Genomic DNA, 22,603 nt, shown 5'->3' with positions numbered 1-22,603 from the left:
TTAGCTAAAAAAGCGGCTTTGTAATTAACAATTAAAACCTATAAAAACCTAAAAGCCGTTTAATTTCTCTTAGGCATGATTAACCTTGTCACTAATATAGGGATTTTATATCTCCAAAAACAAATTTCCTCTAAAATTATTTATAACAGGTTGTTGCGTTTGTAACTAAAGAATAAGTCAAAAGCTTTAATTTTACTAAACATAAAACTTCTGACTAAATGACTTAATAAATCAGTTTGCCAGTTGCGGTTACAATTGAAGCTATGCGGATGGCGTCAAAAATGCGTTCTTCTTTGCAACCTAACTTAATTAAAGAATCTTCGTGCGCGTTTACGCACATCTCGCAACCGTTTACCGCAGAAATGGCCAAGCTTAACAGCTCAAAAAACTCTTTTGACGTCACCGGTTTCACCATTAGCTGCATGCGTATACGTGCGGGAATTTGTGTGTATTTTTCTTTCTGCGTAAAATGGCGGAAACGGTAAAATACGTTGTTAGATGCCAATAAAGACGCGCAAGAAACAGCTTCTGCCAATTCATCTTCTGTTGCGCCATGTTTAAGCGCGTAGTTTTTGTAAAACTCCATCATCGCTGCGTTTTGGTTGTTAGCGGCTACGCTTAAACCTACCAAACCGCACTCTTTTTCCGATAAAAACTCTGAGCTTAACGTGCTGTTGAAGTTTAATTTTAAATCTTTTAAATATTTAAAATCGGTAGCGTTTAAAATGGCTAATGCTTTATTGTTGATTTCGGTTTGGCCAAATATGGCTAAAACCTCCTGTGTAGTTTCTGAAATATTCATAATCTTGATAATCAGTTTGTTAATGTTGTGTTGCTTGCATAAAAAAGCCCCTTGTGGGTACAAAGGGCTTTTTATTAATTAAGCCTCTAATGCAGCGGTTAAAGTTTCTTGGCCTTTTTCCCAGTTGCATGGGCAAAGCTCGTCTGTTTGTAAACCATCTAACACGCGCAAAACTTCTTTCACGTTTCTGCCTACGTTTAAATCGTTTACAGAAACCCAGCGGATAATACCTTGAGGGTCGATGATGAAGGTTGCTCTGTAAGCTACTTTTTCATCAGCTACCAAAATGCCTAAGTCTTCTGCTAAAGATTTTGAAGTATCTGCCAACATCGGGAACTTCAGTCCTCTCAAATCATCGTGGTTGTTTCTCCAAGCCAAGTGTACATATTCCGAGTCGGTAGAAGCACCAATTAAGGTAGTGTCTCTATCTCTAAACTCGCTATAGTTATTGTTAAATTCCGCAATCTCTGTAGGGCAAACAAAAGTAAAATCTTTTGGCCACCAGAACATTACTGTCCAACGGCTATCATCGTTAATAAAAGAATCTGAAGAAATAGTTTCAAACTCTTTGCCTTTTTCAAGACTTACAACTGCTGTTTTGCTAAATTCTGGGAATTTTTCTCCAATACCGATCATGATTTATAATGTTTAAATGTTTAACTAAATTTTTGTTGATGCAAATATACTAAACCCGCAAAGCAAACGCCAATCGCATGTTTTGATAGCGATATAAGGAAAAACTATAATCTTTATAATAATTATATATTGTTTTACTCCAACGCGGTGGCAGATAAAATTGTATTTTTGGAGATAAGTCTTTTAACAGCCTTGTTAAAATTTTGATATGATGAGTAACCCTATAAAAACTGGTCTTTTAGCCTACGGCATGTCGGGCAAAATTTTTCATGCTCCTTTTATTGATTTGCATGATGGCTTTGAGCTTGTTGCGGTTTTTGAGCGTACTAAAAATAATGCAGTTGCCGATTATCCGAATATTAAAACCTACCGCAGTGCAGAGGAACTAATTGGCGATGATGAGATAGAATTAATTATTGTTAATACCCCAAATTATACGCATTACAGTTATGCCAAGGCTGCTTTGCTGGCAGGTAAGCATGTTTTAATAGAAAAGCCCTTCTCCGTAAACCGTAACGAAGCTGAAGAGCTGTTTGCGCTCGCTTTCCGCAAAAACCTAAAGGTACTGGCTTATCAAAACCGCAGGTTCGACAGCGATTTTAAAACGGTGAAAAACATAATCGATTCGGGACGGTTGGGTAAAATATCAGAAGCGCACATCCGCTTTGATCGTTACCGAAACGAAATTAGTGAAAAGCAGTTTAAAGAAGACCCCATTCCCGGCGCAGGTGTTTTTTACGATTTGGGCGCACACATTGTTGACCAAGCCATTGCGCTGTTCGGTATCCCTCCAGAATTTGAAAAAACTTACGCCAAACATCGTGGAAGCACACAAGTAGATGATGCAGCCTACGCCCATCTGAAATACAACAACGGTTTAAACGTTTTTGTGGGCACCAACATGCTGGTAGTTAAACAGCAGCCCGCTTACGTAGTTTACGGCGAAAAAGGAACGCTGATTAAATATCGGACAGACGTACAAGAGGCGCAGCTTTTGGCGGGCAAAAAGCCGGCTGATGCAGATTATGGCGTAGAAAATGAGGGCGATGAAGCCCTACTCTACACTTTTAGCGCAAACGGTGAGGTAGTTGAAGAGCGGATACCTGCAGAAAAAGGCAATTACCTGGAGCTGTTTGATGAAGTGTACAACAGCATTAGAAATGGTGCGGAATATTTTGCAAAGCAGAACCAAATTTTAGGTCAGTTGGCCATTTTAGAAAAATAGCTTAAGAATAATGAAATACCAGTTGGGCGAATTTGTGCGTTTTATCGACGAAAGGCGCGAAGGATATATTACCAAAATCATCAACGACGATATGGTTGGTGTTACCGGTGATGATGACTTTGAAATTCCGGTGATGGTAAGCAATATCACGCGGGTTCACGGGCATCCCTCAAATGCAGAATTTAAAGAGCTGGTGCATGACGTTAGCGAAGACAAGGATTTTATAGAACGCGGTATTTATTTGGTGGCAGTGCCAGATGCCAATAAAGGTTCCGTAATTCACTTCTATGTGGTAAACGAAAGCTCGTACCAAGTAATGCTAAGTTTAAAAACGCACAGCAAAAATATTTATAAAGGTGTTTTCTTTGACCGCTTGGGCGCGCAGGCGCAAGCAAAAGTTTATAGCGCTGCCCTGCCCGATTTAGATTTGTGGCCTACTTTGAATTTTCAGGCGCTTTTTTACAGCAGTTCTAATCGCGAGCCTAAAAAGCCCCTCAGCTTTAATATCAAATTCGGAAGCAAAGATTTTTCGGGATCAAAACAAAAAATCAAAGCTTTAAATGCGCAAGGTTGGCTTTTTAGAATGGATGAGCCAGAATTAGTAATTGATGCAGAGAAGTTGAAAGAAAGCTTTTTTAAACCTGTGGCAGAAAAACCATCTGTACAGAAACCAGCCAAAGAAGTTGATTTGCATATTGATAAACTGCGCGACGACTATTCTTTTTTGAACAACAAAGAAATTTTGGATATTCAACTGGCGCACTTTCAAAGCAATTTAGAAGCGGCTATTGTGCATAAGTACGACAGCATCGTGTTTATCCATGGCGTTGGCAACGGCATTTTACAACAGCATATCCATAAAGCGGCCAGTAAAAATCCGCAAGTAAAAACCTTTATGGATGCCCAAAAGCAAAAATTTGGTTACGGGGCCACCGTAATTTTTTTCAAATAATTTGATATTAAAGCTCTTTTTCTATTTTTAGCAAATTTTTTTTTACTACTTATGGAATGGCTTAGTAACCCCGAAATTTGGGTTTCATTGTTAACCCTAACCGTGCTCGAAATAGTTTTGGGCATTGATAACATTGTGTTTATCTCCATCTTATCGGGCAAGTTACCGCCCGAGCAACAAAGTAAAGGCCGAACCATAGGTTTAGCTGCCGCGATGATTACGCGTGTTTTGCTGTTGCTTTCGCTAAGCTGGATTATGACGCTAACCGCGCCCCTGTTTAATTTGGGTAGCTTAATTGGAATGGACGACCCCGAGTGGCTGGAGAAATTTGCCATTAGCGGCCGAGATTTGATTTTGATTATCGGAGGTTTGTTCCTGATTTATAAAAGCACCCATGAAATACATGAAAAACTGGAAGGCGAAGAAGACAACAGCGGCGTAAAAAAGGTGTACTCTTTTTGGGGAGTGATATTCCAGATTTTACTTTTGGACATCGTTTTTTCGCTCGATTCGGTAATTACAGCCGTAGGCATGGCTAACCATGTAGAAGTGATGATTGCCGCGGTGGTGATTGCGGTGGTAGTAATGATGTTTTCATCAAAAGCTATCTCAGATTTTGTAAATAAACATCCGACGGTGAAAATGCTGGCGCTGTCTTTCTTGCTTTTAATTGGCGTTTCTTTGCTTGCAGAAGGCTTTGAGCAACACATCCCGAAAGGATACATTTATTTTGCGATGGCTTTCTCTGTTTTGGTAGAGTTTTTAAACCTAAAAATGAAGTCGAAATCTGGGAAAAGAAAGCCTGTGTCTTTGCGAAATACGCCACAGGCTACTAATCAAAACTTATAGCATTTCGGCAAATTTTTCGTTATCTAAAATTTTAACCAACAGCCTTTCCTCAACAGAAAGGCTGTTTTTGTTGCTCTCGCGCACTTTATATTTCTGTATTTTGCCGTTTTGGTAAGCATCTATTACAGAGGGATGTATGTAATATTTTTTGCAAACGGTGCGTGTATTTCCTAGTTTTTTGGCAACATCATCAATTACGCTGGCTATCTGCTTTTTAAGCTTGGTTTCATTCTCTGCCAAAGCTATATCTTTAAATGCACACAAAGCGTGCACACTGCCCGCCCAAGTTCTAAAATCTTTGGCGGTATAGTCTTCGCCAGTAATTTCTTTAAGGTAGTTGTTTACATCGCCACTGCCAATGCTATGGTGGTTGCCTTCATCATCATAATACTGAAACAGCTCTTTGCCCGGAATTTCCTGGCATTTTTTCACTAAGGTTGCCAGCTTGCGGCTTTGCAGTTCAATATCGTGGTAAACGCCTTTTTTCCCTTTAAAAGAAAACTTTACGGTAGCGCCTTTGAATTTTACGTGCTTATCTTTTAAGGTGCTTAAACCAAAAGAACCGTACAACTTACTGTAACTTTCGTTGCCTATCCGTATGTGCGTAAGCTCAATCAGTTTTACCACCAAAGCCAGCACTTTGCGGATAGGCAATCCTTTTAAATTGAGGTCTTTTTCTATCTGCTGGCGGATTTTAGGAAGGCAGTTTGCAAAATTACGCAAGCGGAAAAACTTCGCTTGGTTGCGTATGGCATTCCAGTCTGCATGGTAGCGGTATTGTTTGCGGCCCTTAACATCGTAGCCGGTAAATTGGAGGTGGTTGTTGGGGTAGGGCGCTATCCAAACATCTTGGTAAGCAGGCGGTATAACCAGTTTTCTAAAGCGTTCCAGAAGGGCTTCATCTTTTACAGGCTTGCCCTCATAATCTTCGTATCTAAAACCTTTGCCTGCTTTTTTTCTGTAATAACCTTTGGTGCGGTCTTCTATGTAACGCAGGCCCGCTGCTTTAGCGGTAACTTTAGCGTCGGTGCCTATTTTTGCAAGCTTGTTCTCTAATCTGGTCATAAAAGGAGATTGATAAGGTCATCAATCTAAAACCAGACCAACAAATTTTATTTTAGTAAGAAGCGTACAAGCCCGGCCTTCACCAATTTCTGTGCGCTAATCTCGGTTTTTATGTTGCTGCTTAAGTTATCGGTATTTTCTCCGTCGCCATTGTTTAGGTTTAAAGAAAGTAAAACGGCAAACAATACCGGTACAATTAACATTAAAAAAGGAGAAACAGAAGTGCCTAATTTTTTCATTTTTGCTGTGTTTTTTGTTGATGCTTCAAATATTCAAACACTTTTTGGCGCCATAAAATGTATTAGACCAACGCGATAATTGTAAAGATGAACCGCCCAGCGTACCGATAAACGCGGTAAGGCTGTTGGTAGATAAAATTTGTGCGTTGGTCTATACTTGCCAGATTTTAGCTTTTCTTAAGTACTTTTATTTTATGAACAGGCTACAAAAACTGACGCTTCACCTGATGGTGTGGCTTTTTTTGATTACACTTTTCACTTTTGTGGCAACCGGAGGCTTTGAAAGTAGCCGTGGCGTTTATATTCTCTTCATTGGTCTTTCGGTTTTTAACGTTGTCATCTTTTACCTTAACCTTTATGTGCTTATTCCGCTTACGCTAGATAGAAGACGCTTTTTTTTATGGATGATGGGCTGTTTGGGAATTGTGCTGGTTTTTTTGGCCCTTAAATACGGTTTTACGTTTTATGTGTATAAAATGAGCGGCTTAAAGTTGGTATCCAGCCAAAAAGAAATGGTTTTTTCTGAACCGGCAAAGCAACTGCTCAGTACCTTTATCACCAATGGCTTTTTTGTATTTTTAAGTACGGTATACAAATTTACGGTAGATTGGTTTTTTAACGAACGCGAGAAAACCGAGCTGGAAAAACAGAAACTTACCGCAGAACTGGCTTTTTTAAAGTCACAGATTAACCCGCATTTCCTCTTCAACTCTTTAAACAATATTTACTCTTTAGCCTACCAAAAATCAGACGCGGCACCCAATGCAATTTTGAAATTGTCGGAGATTATGCGCTATATGCTGTATGAAAGTAACGATAGCAAGGTGTCTTTAGAAAAAGAGATTGGCTATTTGAAAAGTTTTATCGAACTGCAAAAATTGCGTTTCAAAGGCGATGCACAAGTTGTTTTAGAAATAGAAGGGCAGGTGGCTCAACAGCAAATTGTGCCTTTATTGCTGATTTCGTTTGTAGAAAACGCTTTTAAACATGGTTTAGCTACGGATAAAAATCATCCCATACACATTAATATTTCGGTTTTTGAAGATAATTTGATGTTCACCATTAAAAACAGGAAAAATCTGCAAAATAAAGATCAAACCGGCGGTATTGGGATGATAAACGTAGTTAGGCGCTTGGATTTAACCTATCCTGGGAAATATAAACTGAACGTTGAAAACCGCGAGGAAGATTACTTTTCTGAATTATATCTAAATTTATAGCATGATTAACTGTTTAATAGTTGATGACGAGCCTTTGGCTTTAGATATTATTGAAGATTATATTTCAAAAATTCCTTTTTTGAAGCTTTATAAAAGGCTACAAAACCCCATTGAGGCTTTAAGCTTGGTGCAAGAGCAAAAAATTGACCTGGTGTTTTTAGATGTGCAAATGCCGGAGCTAACGGGCATTCAGTTCTTAAAAATCGCCAATGGCAAATGTAAGGTGATATTAACAACGGCTTATCCAGAGTATGCTTTGGATGGCTACGAGCATAACGTGGTAGATTATTTGTTAAAACCTATTGCGTTTGACCGTTTTTACAAAGCTGCGCAAAAAGCACAGGATGTTTTGTGCAACGTAGCCTCACAGCCTGTACCGGCAGAACCTGTTGTAGCACCAAATACGATTTATAACCCCAGCTTTATCTTTGTAAAAACAGAATATAAAATACAGAAAATTTACCTCGATGATATTCTCTTTATCGAAGGTTTGAAAGATTATATCTCCATTTATACCAAAACAGAGCGCATTATTACCTTGCAAAGCATGAAGAAAATTGATGAAGCTTTGCCAAATCATTTATTTGTGCGCGTGCATAAATCGTACATTGTTGCCTTGGATAAAATTGAAAGTATTGAGCGTAGCCGCATTTTTATAGGAGATAAAATTATTCCTATTGGCGATACCCACCGCGACAATTTTTTTAAGCAAATAGAAGACAAAAACGTTTAGTTTACCATGAAAATCGTAAATCAGATTTACGATTTTCATGGTAAATACATCTTAATAGTTTTTACGTACTTTATAAAAACTTGCTCCTTAGCTCGGCTGTTGGAACCATACATTGTTGTTGCCTGCCAAACCACTGATAGCGGTTTTTAGCTATGATATCGTAAATCCGATCTCTAAATGTTTTTGGGAAAATAGATGCTAAATGCGTTAACCGCCAAGCGCCCTTTAAATGTGCCGCAATTCTTAAAGCAGCATCAGATTTTGAGTAAATACGCCCGTCCTCGATGTAAACAATAGTTTTTAAACTCAGGTATTCAATGGGGTGATTAGCGAGCAATGTTTTTGCAGTTTCTGATTGCAAAGAAGCAAAGCGGAAGAAATCTTGACTATCCGCTTTAATGATTTTTTGCACGAAACCGTTGCACAAATTGCAAACGCCATCAAATAAAATAATTCCATGCTTTTCCATTTTGATGATTTTTTGCAGAGGCTCGCCGGTTCTATCTTTTATAAAATGGCTTTCCCGTTTAAAGCCATTATTTTTTTATTTACTTTTCTCGGGCAACAGAATTAACCTGATAAAATTATTTGGGTTTAGATATTTGTTGGCCGCATCCTTTGTGCTTGCCTTGCTTACCTGCGACAGCGTATTGGCATAATTTAAAACTTTTGTCGGGTTTTCGCCGTCGCTATACGCATCTTCCAAATAGCCCAACCAAAAACCGTTATCACGCAGTTGCAGTTCCAGCTGGCGGGTTTCTTCGGCTTTAAACTTTTGGATGTCATCCGCCGAAGCGCCTTCACTTTTCAAGGTCTTCACCTCGTCAACCGCTGCAGCAATAAGCTTATCTACATTTGCTGCCGCACAACTGAAAGATATGCTAACGCTGTACTGCGCTTTTGGTTCGTTTTGATAGCTTACGTTAACGCGCGGGCTATAAACACCGCTTTCTTTCTCGCGCAAGCGTTCTAAAATTTTAATTTCTAAAATGGCTTTTAGGGCGTCTAACTGTAGGTTTTGCGCATCAGAATAATTGTAATTTCCGTGGTAAACCAAGTACACGTTGGCTTTGTCTTCCAAGCCTTTGTAAACCTTTTTAGTAATATCGCCCGAAATGGGTTCTAAGCCCAAATCTTTAAAAGTTTCTTTAGTGCCAGTGGTTGGCAAACTGCCGATATAAGTTGCCAAAAGCGGCTTAATTTCTTCTACTTTAAAGTTGCCTACAAAAGTAAAAACAAAGTTTGCAGCATTGGCGAAACGGTTTTTGTAGAAATTAACTGCTTTATCTAAATCAATCTCCTTTAACTCGGGAATGGTAATTTGTTGTGCGCGTTTTTTGTAGCTGTTTAAAACTGCGCTTGCAGTATCCTGAAAAACAGCCGTAGGTTGCGTTTGGCGGTTACGTAAAACGGTTTCGATGTTCTCTAACTGCGTTTTTAAAACGCTTTCGTCTTTGCGGGGCGCGGTAAAATAAAGATAATTCAGTTGCAATGCTGTTTCTAAATCTTGCGGACTAGATGAGCCGCTGATGCCTTGGCTATAGGTGCCAATGTATGGGGTGGCGCTAACTACTTTGCCGGTAAGTATTTTGCCCAGCTGGCTGGCGTCAAACTTCGCAAGCCCAGATTCGTCAACCAATTGTGCGGCCATTTCTGCCGAACGGAAATCAGCATCGGAAGCTAAAGAAGTACCGCCTTTGGCCGTTGTGCTAAATAAAATCTGGTCGTTTTTAAAGTCTGTTGGTTTTAAAACCACCTTTACGCCGTTTGCGAAAGTAAGTTCGGTGACGCCTATCTCATCAATCTTCTTTTCGCTAACAATTTTGCCCGCCGTAGGTTTTTGTGCCATTAATGGCTCGTTAACGGTGTTATCCACATAAGCTTGTACGTTTGCACCGGCACTTTTAATCCAGTTTAAGTAAACAGCTTCGTTGGGCAAGTTTTCTTTTTCTTTTTCTGGTGCTTGGATAATTGCCACCAAATTGCCTTCTGTAATAAAGCTACTGGCCAGCAGATTCACCTCCTGAAGGCTTATTTTGCCCAGCTCTGCGGTATAAAACTCGTGGACAAAATCAATGCTAGGTATGGCTTGCCCTTTTAAAAAGTGATCTAAATATTGTTGCACGTATACGGCAGATTTAGTTTTGTCTTTTTCTTTAAACTGTTTGTTTATAGCGGTTTGCAGGTTGGTTTTTGCGCGTTGCAGTTCTGTTTCTGTAAAGCCAAATTTCTTCATGCGCTCATTTTCTGCGATAACTGCTTTTACGCCGGCCTCTAAACCTTGTGCATCTTTGGTTACTACGGCGCTATTAAAAGCATCTAAATTTACCAAGCCACCTTGGAAAGCGCCATAATTGCTTTGCGCAAACACAAAAGGTGCATTTCCTTTTTGCACTATTTCCGTAAGCCTATCGCTAAGCATACTGTTGATAAGCGATGTTTTGATTTTTCGGATTAAATCCGATTCATTTTTTTCTACTACCTCTGGGTGTTTGTAAATTACGGTGGCAATATTATAAGGAAACTCGGGGTCAGTAACAATTTTCACCAATGGTTCTTGGTTATCCGGGATCAGATATTCTTCACGTTTTCTTTCGTTTTCCGGATTCTGAAGATCACCAAAATTTTCTTTAATAAGAGCCTCTACCTTAGCCACATCAAAATCGCCAACGGCAATTACCGCCTGCAAATCTGGGCGGTACCAATCTTTGTAAAACTGTTTAATGGTTTCGTATTTGAAGTTGTGCAAAATATCCAATTTGCCAATAGGTAGGCGTTCGGCGTAGCGCGAGTTTGCCAAGAGAACCGGCAGTAACTGTTTTGTCATGCGCTCTTGCGCATTTTTGCCACGCTGGCGGTCTTCCTCAACAATTACGCCCCGCTCTTGATCAATTTCTTTGTCATCAAAACTTACATGACCCGCCCAGTTAGCCAAAATATCAAAAGCTTTCTCAAAAACAGCAGTACTGTCTGTAGGTACCGGTAGCTGATAAACCGTTTGGTTAAAGCCGGTGTAAGCATTCAAATCGGCACCAAAACGCACTCCGGCTTTTTGCAGGTAGCTAATCAGTTCGTTCTTCGGGAAATCGCGCGTTCCGTTAAATGCCATGTGCTCTGTAAAATGGGCCAAGCCTTGTTGGTCGTCATTCTCTAAAATAGAACCCACTTTATTTACCAGATACAGCTCGGCGCGTTTTTTTGGTTCCGCATTTTTGCGGATGTAATAGGTTAGGCCATTTGGCAATTTGCCGATGATTACGTTGCTGTCTGCCGGGATAGGCGTACTGTTTTGCTGCGCTTGTTGCTGGATTTTTGGACTGCAAGAAATCACAAAAAACAGCGCCAGCAATAGCGAGCCGATATAATTTTTGTTCATATGATGATTGTGTTTGAAGATTTATCTAAAAATTGTTCTGCCGCCGCGATGGCATTCGCGAGCCTGCTTGTTGTGCCGCCCACTTCTGCGAACTGGGCATTTAAAGCTTGCAATTCTTTGCGCCACACTTCCATAAAATAATCGCCACGACCTTTAAAATCGCGCAGAGGATCATCCTGCCAAGGCAAATCGTTTTTTAACAGGATGTAAAAATCGTAATGTAAAGTTTTGATGCGGTTTAGCACTTCTGGGGGTGTGTGGCCAAAAAGCTCATCGCTCCATATTTTAACGGTCAAAATTGTGGTGTCGCAAAAAAGCAAAGGGTCTTTATTTATGCTGCTTACGGCTTTTTCAAGTGCCAATTGCCCGTAAAACATGTTTAGCTCGTCTTGCAGGGTATATGCTCTGTTTAAGTTTTCGCAATAAAACCTTGAATATTCTGGCACCCACAGGGTATTAAAATGCTGTGCTAAGGCGCTGGCTATGGTAGATTTTCCGGTACTTTCTGGCCCTACAACGGCAATTTTGATGGTATTGTTTTCCATTTATGCTTTAAGCGATGTTGATGATGTTAGCCATTAAAACAAATATACACATTGAACGGCATTGCAAAAGTTAACGCAGGTTTTAACGCTTATAAAGGTAATTTTTAAGCTATAAATTAAAATTATGCCTAGCGTTTATTAGTTTTATGTTTCACACTAAATTTATCGAGACGGTTTTATGAACGCAAAAAGCTTTTCCGGCCTATCTTTAATCCTCGCAACTGTGGTTGCTTGCAATAATAACACACAAAAAATGTCAGACCATATCATTGCCCCGGCAGATTCTATCAAGCTATTATCTTATCCAAAATCAGAAAAAGGAAACGTAACCGACGACTATTTTGGGACAAAAGTTGCCGACCCGTACCGCTGGTTAGAGAATGATACCTCTGATGCTACCAAAGCATGGGTAAGCGCGCAAAACAAGGTAACGCAAGATTATTTAGCGCAAATCCCTTATCGGGATGCGATGAAAAAACGCTTAACAGAACTGTGGAATTACGAGAAATTTTCGGCACCTTTTAAAGAAGGCGCTTACACTTACTTTTATAAGAACGATGGTTTGCAGAACCAAGCCGTTTTGTACAGGCAAAAAGGCGATGGCGGAGCGGAAGTTTTTTTAGACCCGAATAAATTTTCTGAAGATGGCACTACCTTTTTGGCGGATATAGAATTCTCTAAAGACGGCAATTTAGCGGCTTATCAATTATCAGAAGGCGGATCGGACTGGCGCACGGTGCTGGTAATCAAAACCGCCGACAAGAGCTTAACCGCCGATACATTAAAAGATGTGAAATTCTCGGGCTTAGCTTGGAAAGGCAACGAAGGCTTTTACTATTCTAGCTACGATAAACCTACAGAAGGCTCCCAACTATCGGGTTTAACCCAATACCATAAATTATATTATCACAGATTGGGCACCCCACAAACCGAAGACCAGCTGATTTTTGGCGGCAACCAAACCAAACGCAGGTACATTGGCGCACATGTAACAGAAGATCAGCGTTACCTGGTAGTTACAGCAGCTAATGCCACTACAGGCAACGAGTTGTATATTAAGGATTTGAGCCAGCCCAACAGCGCCATTATAAAAGTGGTTGGCGGTTTTGATACCGAGCAAGACGTATTAACCAGCAAAGGATCTAAACTTTATATTTTCACCAATTACCAGGCTCCAAATTACCGCTTGGTAGAGGTAGATGCAAAAAATCCGGCGCAAGCCAACTGGAAAAACGTAATTGCAGAAATCGAAAACGTAATGACAGCTTCTACAGCCGGCGGTAAAATCTTCGCTAGCTACCTAAAAGACGCTACTTCATACGTTGTGCAGTACGATTTAGACGGTAAAAAAGAACGCGAAATTGCCTTGCCGGGCATCGGTACGGCATCGGGTTTTTCTGGAAAAGCCCAGGACAAAGACTTGTATTTCACTTTTACTTCTTACGTGTACCCGCCAACGGTATTCAAGTACGATATCGCCAGCGGGCAATCCGAGATTTACAAAAAGTCGGGGGTAAAATTTGATCCAACCAAATACGAATCAAAACAGGTGTTTTACGCGTCTAAGGATGGGACAAAAATCCCGATGATTATCACGTATAAAAAAGGCATCGAACTTAATGGTAAAAACCCAACACTTTTATACGGATATGGCGGTTTCAACATTAGCCTAACGCCAAGTTTTAGCACGTCCAATATCTTATTGTTAGAGCAAGGAGGCGTTTTTGCCGTTGCCAATTTGCGCGGCGGGGGCGAGTATGGCGACAAATGGCATAACGCGGGCATTAAACTCAACAAGCAAAATGTATTTGACGATTTTATTGCTGCTGCCGAATTTTTGGTGAAAGACAAATACACTTCTAAAGATTATTTGGCAATTGCCGGAGGTTCTAACGGCGGTTTGTTGGTGGGCGCATGTATGACGCAACGGCCGGATTTGTTCAAAGTAGCTTTCCCTGCTGTTGGCGTTTTGGATATGCTGCGTTACAATAAGTTTACCGCTGGGGCGGGATGGGCTTATGATTATGGCACGGCAGAAGACTCTAAAGAAATGTTTGAGTATTTATATAAATATTCGCCGTACAGCGCGTTAAAAGAAGGCACAAGCTATCCGGCAACAATGGTTACCACGGCAGATCATGATGATAGAGTAGTGCCGGCGCACTCGTTCAAATTCGCTGCGCGTTTGCAAGAGTACCATAAAGGCAATGCGCCGGTTTTAATCCGTATTGATACCAATGCAGGGCACGGCGCCGGAAAATCTACCACCAAAGTTATTGAAGAACAAGCTGATAAATGGGCATTTATGTTCCAGAATATGGGATTGAGTTATGATACGGGTAGGTAAGTAATTACCATTGAAGTGAAAGGGGAAGCTTGGAAGCTAAGTTTCCCCCTTCATCTTCCCCCTGCCCAAACCACCGCTTCTTTAATCATCTTTACAAAATCGGCATCTGTGTAACAAGCACTGGTATGCCCTAAAGCAGTCGTAAAAATTTTCCCGCCTTCAAAGTGTTGGTACCACGTTACCGGATGGTGTGCGCCCATGGTGCCGCCTTGGTAAGATGACTCGTCAACCGTGGCCAACACGATACAGTTTGGATTTACCGGTGCGCGGAAGTTGTACCATTCATCAAAGTGTTGCCAAGTGGCGCCAAAGTGTTGCATAGGTTTAAAACTTCGGTTTAAGATGTTTATGGTGGCAGTTTGTTGTTTCGGGTGACTTTTAAACGCCGCGCCCACCATATCCACATACCATTGCCATTCCATCTCGGTATCTGTTGCAGCGTGTATGCCTACAAAACCGCCACCTTTGTGAATGTATTTTTGCAATGCCTTTTTCTGCGTTTCGCCAAAAATATTTCCGGTAGTGCTTAAAAAAACCAGCACATCAAAATTCCGTAGGCTTTTATGGTTAAACAGCAGAGAATCTTCCGAAAAAGTTAATTTCCAATTGTTCTCTTTTTCCAGCTTTTCGAACATCTTTTTGCCGTCGTCAATAGAAGCATGGCGGAAACCGTTGGTTTTACTAAAGACCAAAACTTTTGTTTGAGCATTGGTTTCCGATACTGAAATACAGCAAGCAAGAATCAAAACAGTGTGCCACCAAATTTTAGACCGAGGGCTAAATACGCATTTAAACATATGCTTAATATTGTTGAAATTTGAGAAATATTCAATATACAGCTATCATATATAAAATGATTTAGACTGATTCAAAATAAAATCTTTAGATTTGGCGCAAAATTCTTACAATGTTCCGCTCAAAAGCATTCTTATTAGCCCTTCTTTCCCTCTTAACGGCTAATACTGTTTATTCGCAAGTATTTACCGCCGAAGATTCTTTAGCTACCGGCTTAATCAGTCGCAACCAAAGTACTGTAATTTCTGGATATGGCGAAGCCAGTTATCGTTTAGATACCAAACGAAAAAGCGCTGAAACAAAATTAGACCGTGTTGTATTATTTATAGGCCATCGTTTTAATAAAAAAATCTCTCTCTTTAGCGAGGTTGAAATTGAAGATGCTTTTGTTTCTGGTGGAATCTCGGACGAAGGTATTGCCGGCAAAGGAGGTTTAGCAATGGAACAAGCATTCCTCAAGTTTGATTTTAACCCCTCTACTTACATTGTAGCAGGCCTATTTATTCCGCGTTTAGGCTTTATCAACGAAAACCACCTCCCCTCAACCTTCAACGGTGTAAACAGACCGTATTTAGAAGAACAACTTATTCCCTCTACCTGGCGCGAGGTAGGCGTTGGAGTTTACGGAAGCTTCAGAAACATTCCCGGGCTAAATTATAGCGCATCGCTAACTAACGGATTAAACTCGGCTGGGTTTAGCAGCAACGGCGGTTTACGTGGTGGCAGGCAGTTAGGGCAGGCACAAGCCGGAACTAATTTAGGCCTTACCGCCGCGCTTTTGTATTATATCGGAGATTTCCGTTTACAAGCTTCCGCATATTACGGCGGTTCTACAGCCTTAGAAAAGCGCGTTGCAGACAGCTTACAGCTTAATTCGGGCGTTTTTTCAAACCCGGTTAAGTTAGGAGAGTTTAATATCCAATACAGCAATAAAGGGTTTAATGCGCGCGCAATTGCAGCAATTGTACACGTGTCTAATGCGTCCGACATTAACCGTGCTTTTGCTAATAACACCCCCGAGACCATGTACGGCGCTTATGGAGAGTTAGGTTATAATTTGCTTTACTCCAAGTTTAATAATGAAAAAGCGTTAATTGTTTTTGGGCGCTATGAGTTTTTTGATTTGGATGCGGAAGTTCCTTTTAATGGAATTGCTAACGAAGCCAATCGTAAAAATTACATCATCGGAGGCTTAACCTACAAACCTATCCGTGGCGTTGCTATAAAAGCAGATTATGTACGGCGTATCACCGGTGATTTTAACCAGGCTTTGGTTGTAACGCCATTTCCACAACAGGTGCCTTATTTCAAAAATAATGGCCTTGTTAACTTAGGCGTATCTTATAATTTTTGATAATGGCAAACCGAAGAGAATTTTTAAAAAGCAGCTGTTTGGCCTGTTTAGGCGTAGCCGTTTCAAGTAGTTTTTTAGCTTCTTGCGGTACAGCCTTGCCAATTTTTAACGTAGAAAAAAATGGCCGGCAACTGTTTATCTCCTTAAAAGAATTTGAAGCACAAAAAACGCATGTTATGGTTTTGCGCAATTCAATATTGGATAATGATATTCTGTTAGTGAAGCACCCAGATGGCATTTTTGAAGCGTTAGATTTAATGTGTACCCACGAGGGTTTCAACTTAACGCCCACCAAAGACAAAATATACTGTAATCAGCACGGAAGTGTTTTTGATCTCTACGGCCATGTATTAAAAGAGCCTGCACTTAAACCACTTAAAAAATTTCCCCTAAAACAAACAGACACACAAATTATAATCAATCTCAATACTTAATATGAAAACAGTTAACAAAAATATCTTCGGCTTATTAATCGTAACAGCGGTAGCTTTTACGGCCTGTAAAAAAGATAACGATAATGATGTAGACCCAGAAGTTCTCCAATCAGAAATATTGGCAAATATTGGCGATAATGTATGCACTGCATCTTATATAGATATGGATGCTAAAGCTGGCGAACTGCAAACATCGGTAAACACCCTAGTTGTTACCACTAACGACGCTAATTTAGAAGATGCACGCAAAAAGTGGAAAGCGATGAGGTCCACATGGGAACAAACAGAAAGCTGGCTTTTTGGCCCTGTAGAAGCAAACAATATAGACCCGAGAATAGATACCTGGCCGGTTGATTTTAACCAGTTAGATGCTATTCTTACAGGTCAAGATGTCTTGAATGACACTTACGTAGATGCCTTAGAGGATGAATTGAAAGGATTTCACCCGATAGAATACCTTCTGTGGGGTAAAAACGGAAATAAAGAAGCTACTGATTTTACAGTGCGCGAGAAAGAGTACCTGAAAGCGTTAACTCAAAACCTTATTAAACTTACCAAAGAGGTTAAAGACACTTGGCTAAACGGTTACAATGTTCAGTTTAAAACCGCCGGTGCTGGTTCTACAGAATTTAGCACCAAACAGGAAGCCTTTCAACAAGTTGTAGATGCCATGGCGGGTATATGCGGCGAAGTTGCCGATGCTAAAATAAAAGAACCTTTTGATGCTGCAGATCCAAGTAAAGAAGAAAGCCCCTTTGCCAAAAACTCTTTCACCGATTTCCAAAACAACATAAAAGGCATCATGTTAATTTATCAGGGCAAGTTTGCTAAAGACGGCAAAGGTTTAGAAGATTTGGTGCGCCAATATAACCTGTCTTTAGACGGAGAAATAAAAGCCAAACATGCTGCCGCATTAGCTGCATTAGAAGCTTTTGGTACAAAACCCTTTGGCGAAGCTATTACTACAGACCACACTAAGGTGCAAAACGCAATCGATAAAATAGATGAGCTGGCAGAGCTGCTTGACGGGAAATTGCGAAATTTTGTGCTTAAATACACTAAATAAAATTGAAGCGGACAACTAAATTTTCTCTTTTTATTGTCGGAGTTTTAGCCTTGTTCCAGTTTGCGTGCAGCAAATATAATGAGGATTTTGACCATCCGGACGACGAATGGCTAAGCGGCGGTATGCAAACCATGTTTGACCAAGGCAACGGTGCTTTTGGGCATATGTTTAACAATATGCCTACTGCTTTGCAGCGTGTGCATGAAATTGGTGATGCGCAATTTGAAGCCACCTTTGTTACCGCCCCGGCACCATTAAACCCGGGTTTGGGACCTTTGTTAAACAACGTTTCCTGTTCATCATGCCATGTTTCTGATGGGAGGGGTAAAATACCCGGTTTGGGCGAGAGCGCCGCAAACATGCTCTTCAGGATCAGCTTACCCGGAGAAGGAGAGGTTGGCAACCCGCTACCGATACCTAATTTTGGAGATCAGTTGCAAACGCGGGCTGTTTTAGGTGTTACCAGAGAAGCAGACGTGGACGTTTCATACAGTTACAGCACCTACAATTTTGCAGACGGCAACACCTACGAGTTGCGCACGCCCAAATACACTGTTAAAAATGCTTACACCACGTTGCCGGCCAACTTTCTATTATCGCCACGCGTTGCGGCTCCGGTTTTTGGTTTAGGCTTGTTAGAAGCAATTAGCGACGCAGATCTGCTTAAAAACGCAGATCCAGATGATAAAAACGGCGACGGCATTAGCGGTAAACCAAATATTGTGTGGGATGTTTTGAAAAAAAAGCATGTTATGGGGCGCTTTGGCTGGAAAGCCAACCAGCCCAGTATTTTACAGCAGGTAGCCGCGGCATATAATGGCGATATGGGAATTACAAATCTTTTGTTCCAAAGAGAAAGCAGCGAAGGGCAAACTCAGTTTAAAGGAAGTTTTGATGGCAGTTATGAGTTGTCTGACAGCTTGCTTTATAGCAATGATTTTTACGTACGTACGCTGGGTGTGCCAGCTCGCAGAAATGTAAATAACCCCGATGTACGCGCCGGAAAAGCTCTATTTATAGAGCTTGGCTGTAACAAATGCCATATAGAAACATTTAGAACCGCCGTTAATGTTGCTTTCCCTCAGATTAGTAATCAAACTATTCATCCTTATACCGATTTGTTATTGCACGATATGGGCGAAGGCCTAGCAGACAACAGGCCCGACTTTAAAGCTAGCGGAAAAGAGTGGCGAACGCAATCACTTTGGGGTATTGGTTTAACCCAGAAAGTAAACGGCCACACCAATTTTTTACATGACGGGCGTGCAAGAAGTTTGATGGAAGCCGTTTTATGGCATGGCGGCGAAGCCGAAACTTCAAAAAACAAAATCCTGCAATTACCCGCAAAAGAGCGTAAACAGCTCATAAGCTTTCTGGAGTCGCTTTAAAATATTAACCGCTGTAAGGCGGTTTTTTTCCGGCATCAATTTTATTGCTCTATTACAAAAACCTTATGAAAAGCACTTGGTGGAAAGAATCAGTCATCTATCAAATTTATCCCCGCAGCTTTAAAGACAGCAACGGCGACGGCATTGGCGATTTGCGAGGCATCATCTCAAAATTGGATTATGTGGCGCGTTTGGGCGTAGATGCAATTTGGTTAAACCCAATCTTTACCTCGCCTAATGACGATAATGGTTACGATATTTCCGATTACCGCGATATCATGGCGGATTTTGGGACAATGGCAGATTTTGACGAGCTATTGCACCAAATGCATCTGCGAAAGCTAAAGCTGATTTTAGATTTAGTGCCCAACCATAGTAGTGATGAGCACTTTTGGTTTCAGGAGTCCAGAAAAGACCGCGATAACCCTTACCGAGATTATTACCATTGGTGGCCCGCAGAAAATGGGAAACCCAACCATCGCGAAAGCTATTTTGATGTAAACCGTGATGCTTGGGCTTATGACCAGCAAACAAACGCCTATTACCTTCATTACTTCTCTAAAAAGCAACCCGATTTAAATTGGGAAAATCCGGCATTACGCAAAGAGATTTACGATATTTTACGCTTTTGGTTTGATAAAGGCGTGGATGGTTTTAGGATGGATGTAGTGCCTTTTATTTCAAAAGACACCAGTTTTCCACCTATCCCAGACAAGTACAACGGCAATTTTGGCGATTTTTACGCAAAGGGTCCCCACTTGCATCAGTATTTGCAAGAGATGAACCGCGAGGTTTTAAGCCAGTATAACTGCGTGAGCATAGCCGAGGGCGTTGGTGTTAAACCCGAGGATGTGGAACTTTTTATTGACCCACAACGGCAAGAATTGGATATGCTTTACCATTTTGAAGGCATGAGCATTGGCTACACGCCCGATGGCTTTAAAGAACCCGACCCCGCCGGTTACAGTTTATTGCAGTTTAAACAGGTTTACAGTAAATGGGATAAGGCGTTTGAAAAGGGCTGGGGTACCATTTACCTGGGCAACCACGACCAGCCTCGGATGCTAAGCCGTTGGGGAAATGATAACGACGAATTTCGAGAGCGGTCCTCTAAACTATTACATACCTTTTTGCTCACCATGCGGGCAACTCCTTTTATTTATTATGGCGACGAGCTGGGGATGAGCAACATTAAATTTGACGATATTAACGACTACCGCGACATCGAAACCTTAAACATGCACCAATATTTGCTACAAACGGGCGGAGATGTTGAACGTTTTATGCGTGCTCAGCAACAAACGGCCCGCGATAATGGACGCACGCCCTTTCAGTGGGATAATGCTGCAAATGCTGGCTTTAGCCAAGCTGACCCTTGGTTAAAAGTGAACCCCAATTATGTGAAGATCAACGCCGCAGAGCAGGAAGATGATCCGAATAGCATTTTAAATTACGTGCGCCAACTGATCCAGTTGCGCAAAACATATCCGACCTTAATTTATGGCGACTATCAACTGCTAGACCCTGCAAATCCGCAGGTGTACAGTTACGCCCGCAGCAATGAAGACGGCAAATTTTTGATAGCACTGAATTTTAGCGACAAAGATGCAAGCTTTAACACAAATGTTGACCTAGCCAGCGCCCAGGTTGTACAAGGCAATTATCCTAACCCTCAAAAAGACCATAACTTACGTCCTTGGGAAGCAGTAATATACCGCTTAACATAAGAGGTAAAAACAGATTATACGTTTATTGAAACATCTTCAAACGGATTAAACGCGTTTACTTACTCCCAAAACGGATCGTCTAAGTTGTCGATAAACTTTTCTTCGTGGTGGTATTTTTCAATATCGTCCAGTTGCTGTTCTGTGGCCTGTTTTTGAATCTCGTTAAACAAAACACGCTCTTCAAAGCGAATGTGCTGTTCTAGTAATTCCTTAATATCGTGCAAACGTGCCGCTATATCACCCTCAGAGGTAAACAGTTCAATTATTTGTTGGTGCTCACGTTTAGCGCGTTTCACTAGGTCATTTTCATCGCCTAGCACGCTAAATAAGTAACGTTCTTCTATCGCAAAATGTGGCTTTAAGTGATTTTCAAAAAACCAATCGGCGTAAGCTTTAATGCGTTCGGGAGCTATGTTTTTAGCAAAACCGGTCTTAATTTTCCAACAGAGTAACAGCGCGTGGTGGTGCTCTCTGCTCAGCGGTTTTAATTTTTCACTGCGTTTTAACGGTTTCTCTTTGGTGTTTTTTTCCAAACGCGCTACTATCTCGTAAATTTCTCTATCGGCATAAGTGCCATAGGCATTTAATAAAATCCCTTTTAAACCGTGTTTTTTTGAGGAGATGGCATACAAAATCATCTCATCTCCGGGGTCTGTTTCACCCTCAAAACGGTGAGTTTCATCAATCACAAATTCATCCGGCGAAAGCTGCTGCACGCTGTGTTTACAAACCAAGCATTCTTTGCCTCTTAGCAGCTCAAAATCTGTGGTATAACCTTTACGCGCCAGTTGGCTTATTGCCTCACTTACGGTATCGTAACTCTGTTGTGCTTTCATGATGTTTTTATTTTTAGGGATGATAAGTAAGCCTACCATCAACAATTTTAGCAGGCTGTGTATATGGATGTTCGTTTGCTTTTTCTTTCGACAAGATGTGCATCACGCGCCAACCCTCGGCCTTTAAATAGTCGGCAATTAAAGAACGATGGCAACGCCACCAAAGTACTTCCGAGCACATAATTACTGCACGTTGCGATTGCCCCAGTACTTCCAGCTTTTTTATGCCCTGTTTAAATTCATCGGTTTCCATAAAATCGGCATAAGCCCTAAAAGCCGGATGGCGCCATGCCGTATTTTTTGATTCGGGATTGGGGCGGCGCCTGCCTCCTAAGCTTTTTAAATGGAAATAGTTAATTCCGTTAATGGCTAACAAACCTTGCAAGGTTTGGCTGTTAAACTGCGGGAATTTTCGTGAACCTGGGTAGCGCCTAACGTCAACCAGTAATTCAATTTGGTACTGCTGTAATATTGCTAAAAAATCTTCTGCGCTTTGCGTAGAGTGACCTATGGTCCATATTGTTTGTGGCTTTTGGCTCTCCATTTTAATTTTTATTTAGCAAAACACAAACAGCGTGCTAATACAAATTAATGCTCAAAATTTTCCATCTCGTCCATGGCAATGCTGGCGTGTGCATAAGCGGCGCCTGCCCGCATTTCTGATGCTACCCAAATGGCTTCCATAATTTCTGCTTTGCTAACACCTTTACGCATAGCTTGTTTGGTATGCGCCCTTATGCAGTAAGGACATTGCGTTACATGTGCTACCGCGATGGCAATCAGTTGCTTAGTTTCTTCTGATAATGCGCCAGCTTTGAAAACGGTTTTGCTGAAATTGCGCCAAGCCTCCAAATTTTCTGGGGCCAGCTCGCCCTGTTTAGATAAAAGTTCGCGGTTAATTTCTGGATAAAGTGGTTTTTCCATTTTACTTTATTTTAGATAAGATATGATATAAACTTTTGCTTTTTTGGGGAGCAAAAGCTGTTTTTCGGTTTCCGATAGCTTAGCGTGGCT

At 41.1% G+C, this 22,603-nt stretch carries 22 protein-coding genes; 11 read left to right on the top strand and 11 right to left on the bottom strand.

From position 1 onward, the window contains the following. Nucleotides 1-223 precede the first annotated feature (223 nt). Entirely contained in the window at nt 224-802 is a 579-nt protein-coding gene (locus BCY91_RS00215) for a carboxymuconolactone decarboxylase family protein (protein WP_120180367.1), read from the bottom strand. Between the two features lie 78 nt (nt 803-880). Further along, nucleotides 881-1,438, bottom strand: a complete 558-nt coding sequence (locus BCY91_RS00210; RefSeq protein WP_120180004.1) for a peroxiredoxin — start codon at nt 1,436-1,438, stop codon at nt 881-883. A 208-nt stretch (nt 1,439-1,646) separates the two neighbouring features. Between BCY91_RS00210 and BCY91_RS00205 the strand changes: the two genes are divergently transcribed. The 3 genes from BCY91_RS00205 to BCY91_RS00195 are packed head-to-tail and all read left to right on the top strand — an operon-like array spanning nt 1,647 to nt 4,464. Further along, a complete protein-coding gene (locus BCY91_RS00205) occupies nt 1,647-2,663 on the top strand; it encodes a Gfo/Idh/MocA family protein (protein WP_317124669.1) in 1,017 nt (338 codons plus the stop codon). 10 nt (nt 2,664-2,673) lie between these two features. Next, nucleotides 2,674-3,615, top strand: a complete 942-nt coding sequence (locus BCY91_RS00200; RefSeq protein ID WP_120180002.1) for a Smr/MutS family protein — start codon at nt 2,674-2,676, stop codon at nt 3,613-3,615. A 51-nt stretch (nt 3,616-3,666) separates the two neighbouring features. Next, complete coding sequence (locus BCY91_RS00195) at nt 3,667-4,464, top strand: TerC family protein (RefSeq protein WP_120180001.1); 798 nt, start codon at nt 3,667-3,669, stop codon at nt 4,462-4,464. On the opposite strand, the gene BCY91_RS00190 is transcribed toward BCY91_RS00195, so the two are convergent. Together BCY91_RS00190 and BCY91_RS00185 are read right to left on the bottom strand one after the other, a co-directional pair. Beyond that, the gene (locus tag BCY91_RS00190; RefSeq protein ID WP_120180000.1) at nt 4,459-5,529 is read right to left on the bottom strand and encodes a DNA topoisomerase IB; all 1,071 of its coding nucleotides are present in this window, start codon (nt 5,527-5,529) and stop codon (nt 4,459-4,461) included. The two genes, BCY91_RS00195 and BCY91_RS00190, sit on opposite strands and share 6 nt — an antisense overlap. A 47-nt stretch (nt 5,530-5,576) precedes the next feature. Continuing rightward, nucleotides 5,577-5,768, bottom strand: a complete 192-nt coding sequence (locus BCY91_RS00185; protein ID WP_120179999.1) for a hypothetical protein — start codon at nt 5,766-5,768, stop codon at nt 5,577-5,579. A 194-nt stretch (nt 5,769-5,962) separates the two neighbouring features. Between BCY91_RS00185 and BCY91_RS00180 the strand changes: the two genes are divergently transcribed. Together BCY91_RS00180 and BCY91_RS00175 are read left to right on the top strand one after the other, a co-directional pair. Then, nucleotides 5,963-6,988 (top strand): sensor histidine kinase, encoded by a 1,026-nt coding sequence (locus BCY91_RS00180; protein WP_120179998.1) that lies wholly within the window; start codon nt 5,963-5,965, stop codon nt 6,986-6,988. Nucleotide 6,989: 1 nt separating this feature from the next. Next, nucleotides 6,990-7,721, top strand: coding sequence for a LytR/AlgR family response regulator transcription factor (locus BCY91_RS00175; RefSeq protein WP_120179997.1), 732 nt, complete (start codon nt 6,990-6,992; stop codon nt 7,719-7,721). 70 nt (nt 7,722-7,791) lie between these two features. Here BCY91_RS00175 and BCY91_RS00170 read toward each other — a convergent pair whose 3' ends face one another. The 3 genes from BCY91_RS00170 to BCY91_RS00160 all read right to left on the bottom strand — a co-directional run bounded on the left by BCY91_RS00170 (nt 7,792) and on the right by BCY91_RS00160 (nt 11,642). Beyond that, complete coding sequence (locus BCY91_RS00170) at nt 7,792-8,190, bottom strand: thiol-disulfide oxidoreductase DCC family protein (protein WP_120179996.1); 399 nt, start codon at nt 8,188-8,190, stop codon at nt 7,792-7,794. Between the two features lie 75 nt (nt 8,191-8,265). Then, nucleotides 8,266-11,097 (bottom strand): M16 family metallopeptidase, encoded by a 2,832-nt coding sequence (locus tag BCY91_RS00165; protein WP_120179995.1) that lies wholly within the window; start codon nt 11,095-11,097, stop codon nt 8,266-8,268. Then, complete coding sequence (locus tag BCY91_RS00160; RefSeq protein ID WP_120179994.1) at nt 11,094-11,642, bottom strand: AAA family ATPase; 549 nt, start codon at nt 11,640-11,642, stop codon at nt 11,094-11,096. The genes BCY91_RS00165 and BCY91_RS00160 overlap by 4 nt, the downstream gene beginning before the upstream one ends. Before the next feature lie 253 nt (nt 11,643-11,895). Between BCY91_RS00160 and BCY91_RS00155 the strand changes: the two genes are divergently transcribed. After that, nucleotides 11,896-13,989, top strand: coding sequence for a prolyl oligopeptidase family serine peptidase (locus BCY91_RS00155; protein ID WP_245988936.1), 2,094 nt, complete (start codon nt 11,896-11,898; stop codon nt 13,987-13,989). Between the two features lie 50 nt (nt 13,990-14,039). Here the strand turns inward: BCY91_RS00155 and BCY91_RS00150 are convergent, their stop codons facing one another. Next, entirely contained in the window at nt 14,040-14,681 is a 642-nt protein-coding gene (locus tag BCY91_RS00150; RefSeq protein ID WP_182995268.1) for a ThuA domain-containing protein, read from the bottom strand. Nucleotides 14,682-14,896: 215 nt separating this feature from the next. Between BCY91_RS00150 and BCY91_RS00145 the strand changes: the two genes are divergently transcribed. From BCY91_RS00145 to BCY91_RS00125, 5 genes are all read left to right on the top strand, one after another. Then, on the top strand, nt 14,897-16,138 hold the full coding sequence (locus tag BCY91_RS00145) for a hypothetical protein (RefSeq protein ID WP_120179991.1): 1,242 nt from the start codon (nt 14,897-14,899) through the stop codon (nt 16,136-16,138). Nucleotides 16,139-16,140: 2 nt separating this feature from the next. Further along, nucleotides 16,141-16,572, top strand: coding sequence for a Rieske (2Fe-2S) protein (locus BCY91_RS00140; protein ID WP_120179990.1), 432 nt, complete (start codon nt 16,141-16,143; stop codon nt 16,570-16,572). Between the two features lies 1 nt (nt 16,573). After that, the gene (locus tag BCY91_RS00135; RefSeq protein ID WP_120179989.1) at nt 16,574-17,638 is read left to right on the top strand and encodes an imelysin family protein; all 1,065 of its coding nucleotides are present in this window, start codon (nt 16,574-16,576) and stop codon (nt 17,636-17,638) included. 2 nt (nt 17,639-17,640) lie between these two features. Beyond that, nucleotides 17,641-19,026: a di-heme oxidoreductase family protein gene (locus tag BCY91_RS00130; protein WP_220699408.1), complete on the top strand. Its 1,386-nt coding sequence runs from the start codon at nt 17,641-17,643 to the stop codon at nt 19,024-19,026. Nucleotides 19,027-19,091: 65 nt separating this feature from the next. Further along, the gene (locus BCY91_RS00125) at nt 19,092-20,753 is read left to right on the top strand and encodes a glycoside hydrolase family 13 protein (RefSeq protein WP_120179988.1); all 1,662 of its coding nucleotides are present in this window, start codon (nt 19,092-19,094) and stop codon (nt 20,751-20,753) included. A gap of 59 nt (nt 20,754-20,812) precedes the next feature. On the opposite strand, the gene BCY91_RS00120 is transcribed toward BCY91_RS00125, so the two are convergent. The 3 genes from BCY91_RS00120 to BCY91_RS00110 are packed head-to-tail and all read right to left on the bottom strand — an operon-like array spanning nt 20,813 to nt 22,513. After that, complete coding sequence (locus tag BCY91_RS00120) at nt 20,813-21,589, bottom strand: hemerythrin domain-containing protein (RefSeq protein ID WP_220699407.1); 777 nt, start codon at nt 21,587-21,589, stop codon at nt 20,813-20,815. Between the two features lie 13 nt (nt 21,590-21,602). Next, complete coding sequence (locus tag BCY91_RS00115; protein WP_120179987.1) at nt 21,603-22,133, bottom strand: DUF488 domain-containing protein; 531 nt, start codon at nt 22,131-22,133, stop codon at nt 21,603-21,605. Between the two features lie 44 nt (nt 22,134-22,177). After that, a complete protein-coding gene (locus tag BCY91_RS00110) occupies nt 22,178-22,513 on the bottom strand; it encodes a carboxymuconolactone decarboxylase family protein (RefSeq protein ID WP_120179986.1) in 336 nt (111 codons plus the stop codon). Nucleotides 22,514-22,603 lie beyond the last annotated feature (90 nt).

Origin of the sequence: Pelobium manganitolerans, assembly GCF_003609575.1 — a bacterium.
Taxonomy (GTDB): domain Bacteria; phylum Bacteroidota; class Bacteroidia; order Sphingobacteriales; family Sphingobacteriaceae; genus Pseudopedobacter; species Pseudopedobacter manganitolerans.
Note: the sequence above shows the minus strand (reverse complement) of the source record. Positions and strands in the feature narration are given on the sequence as shown.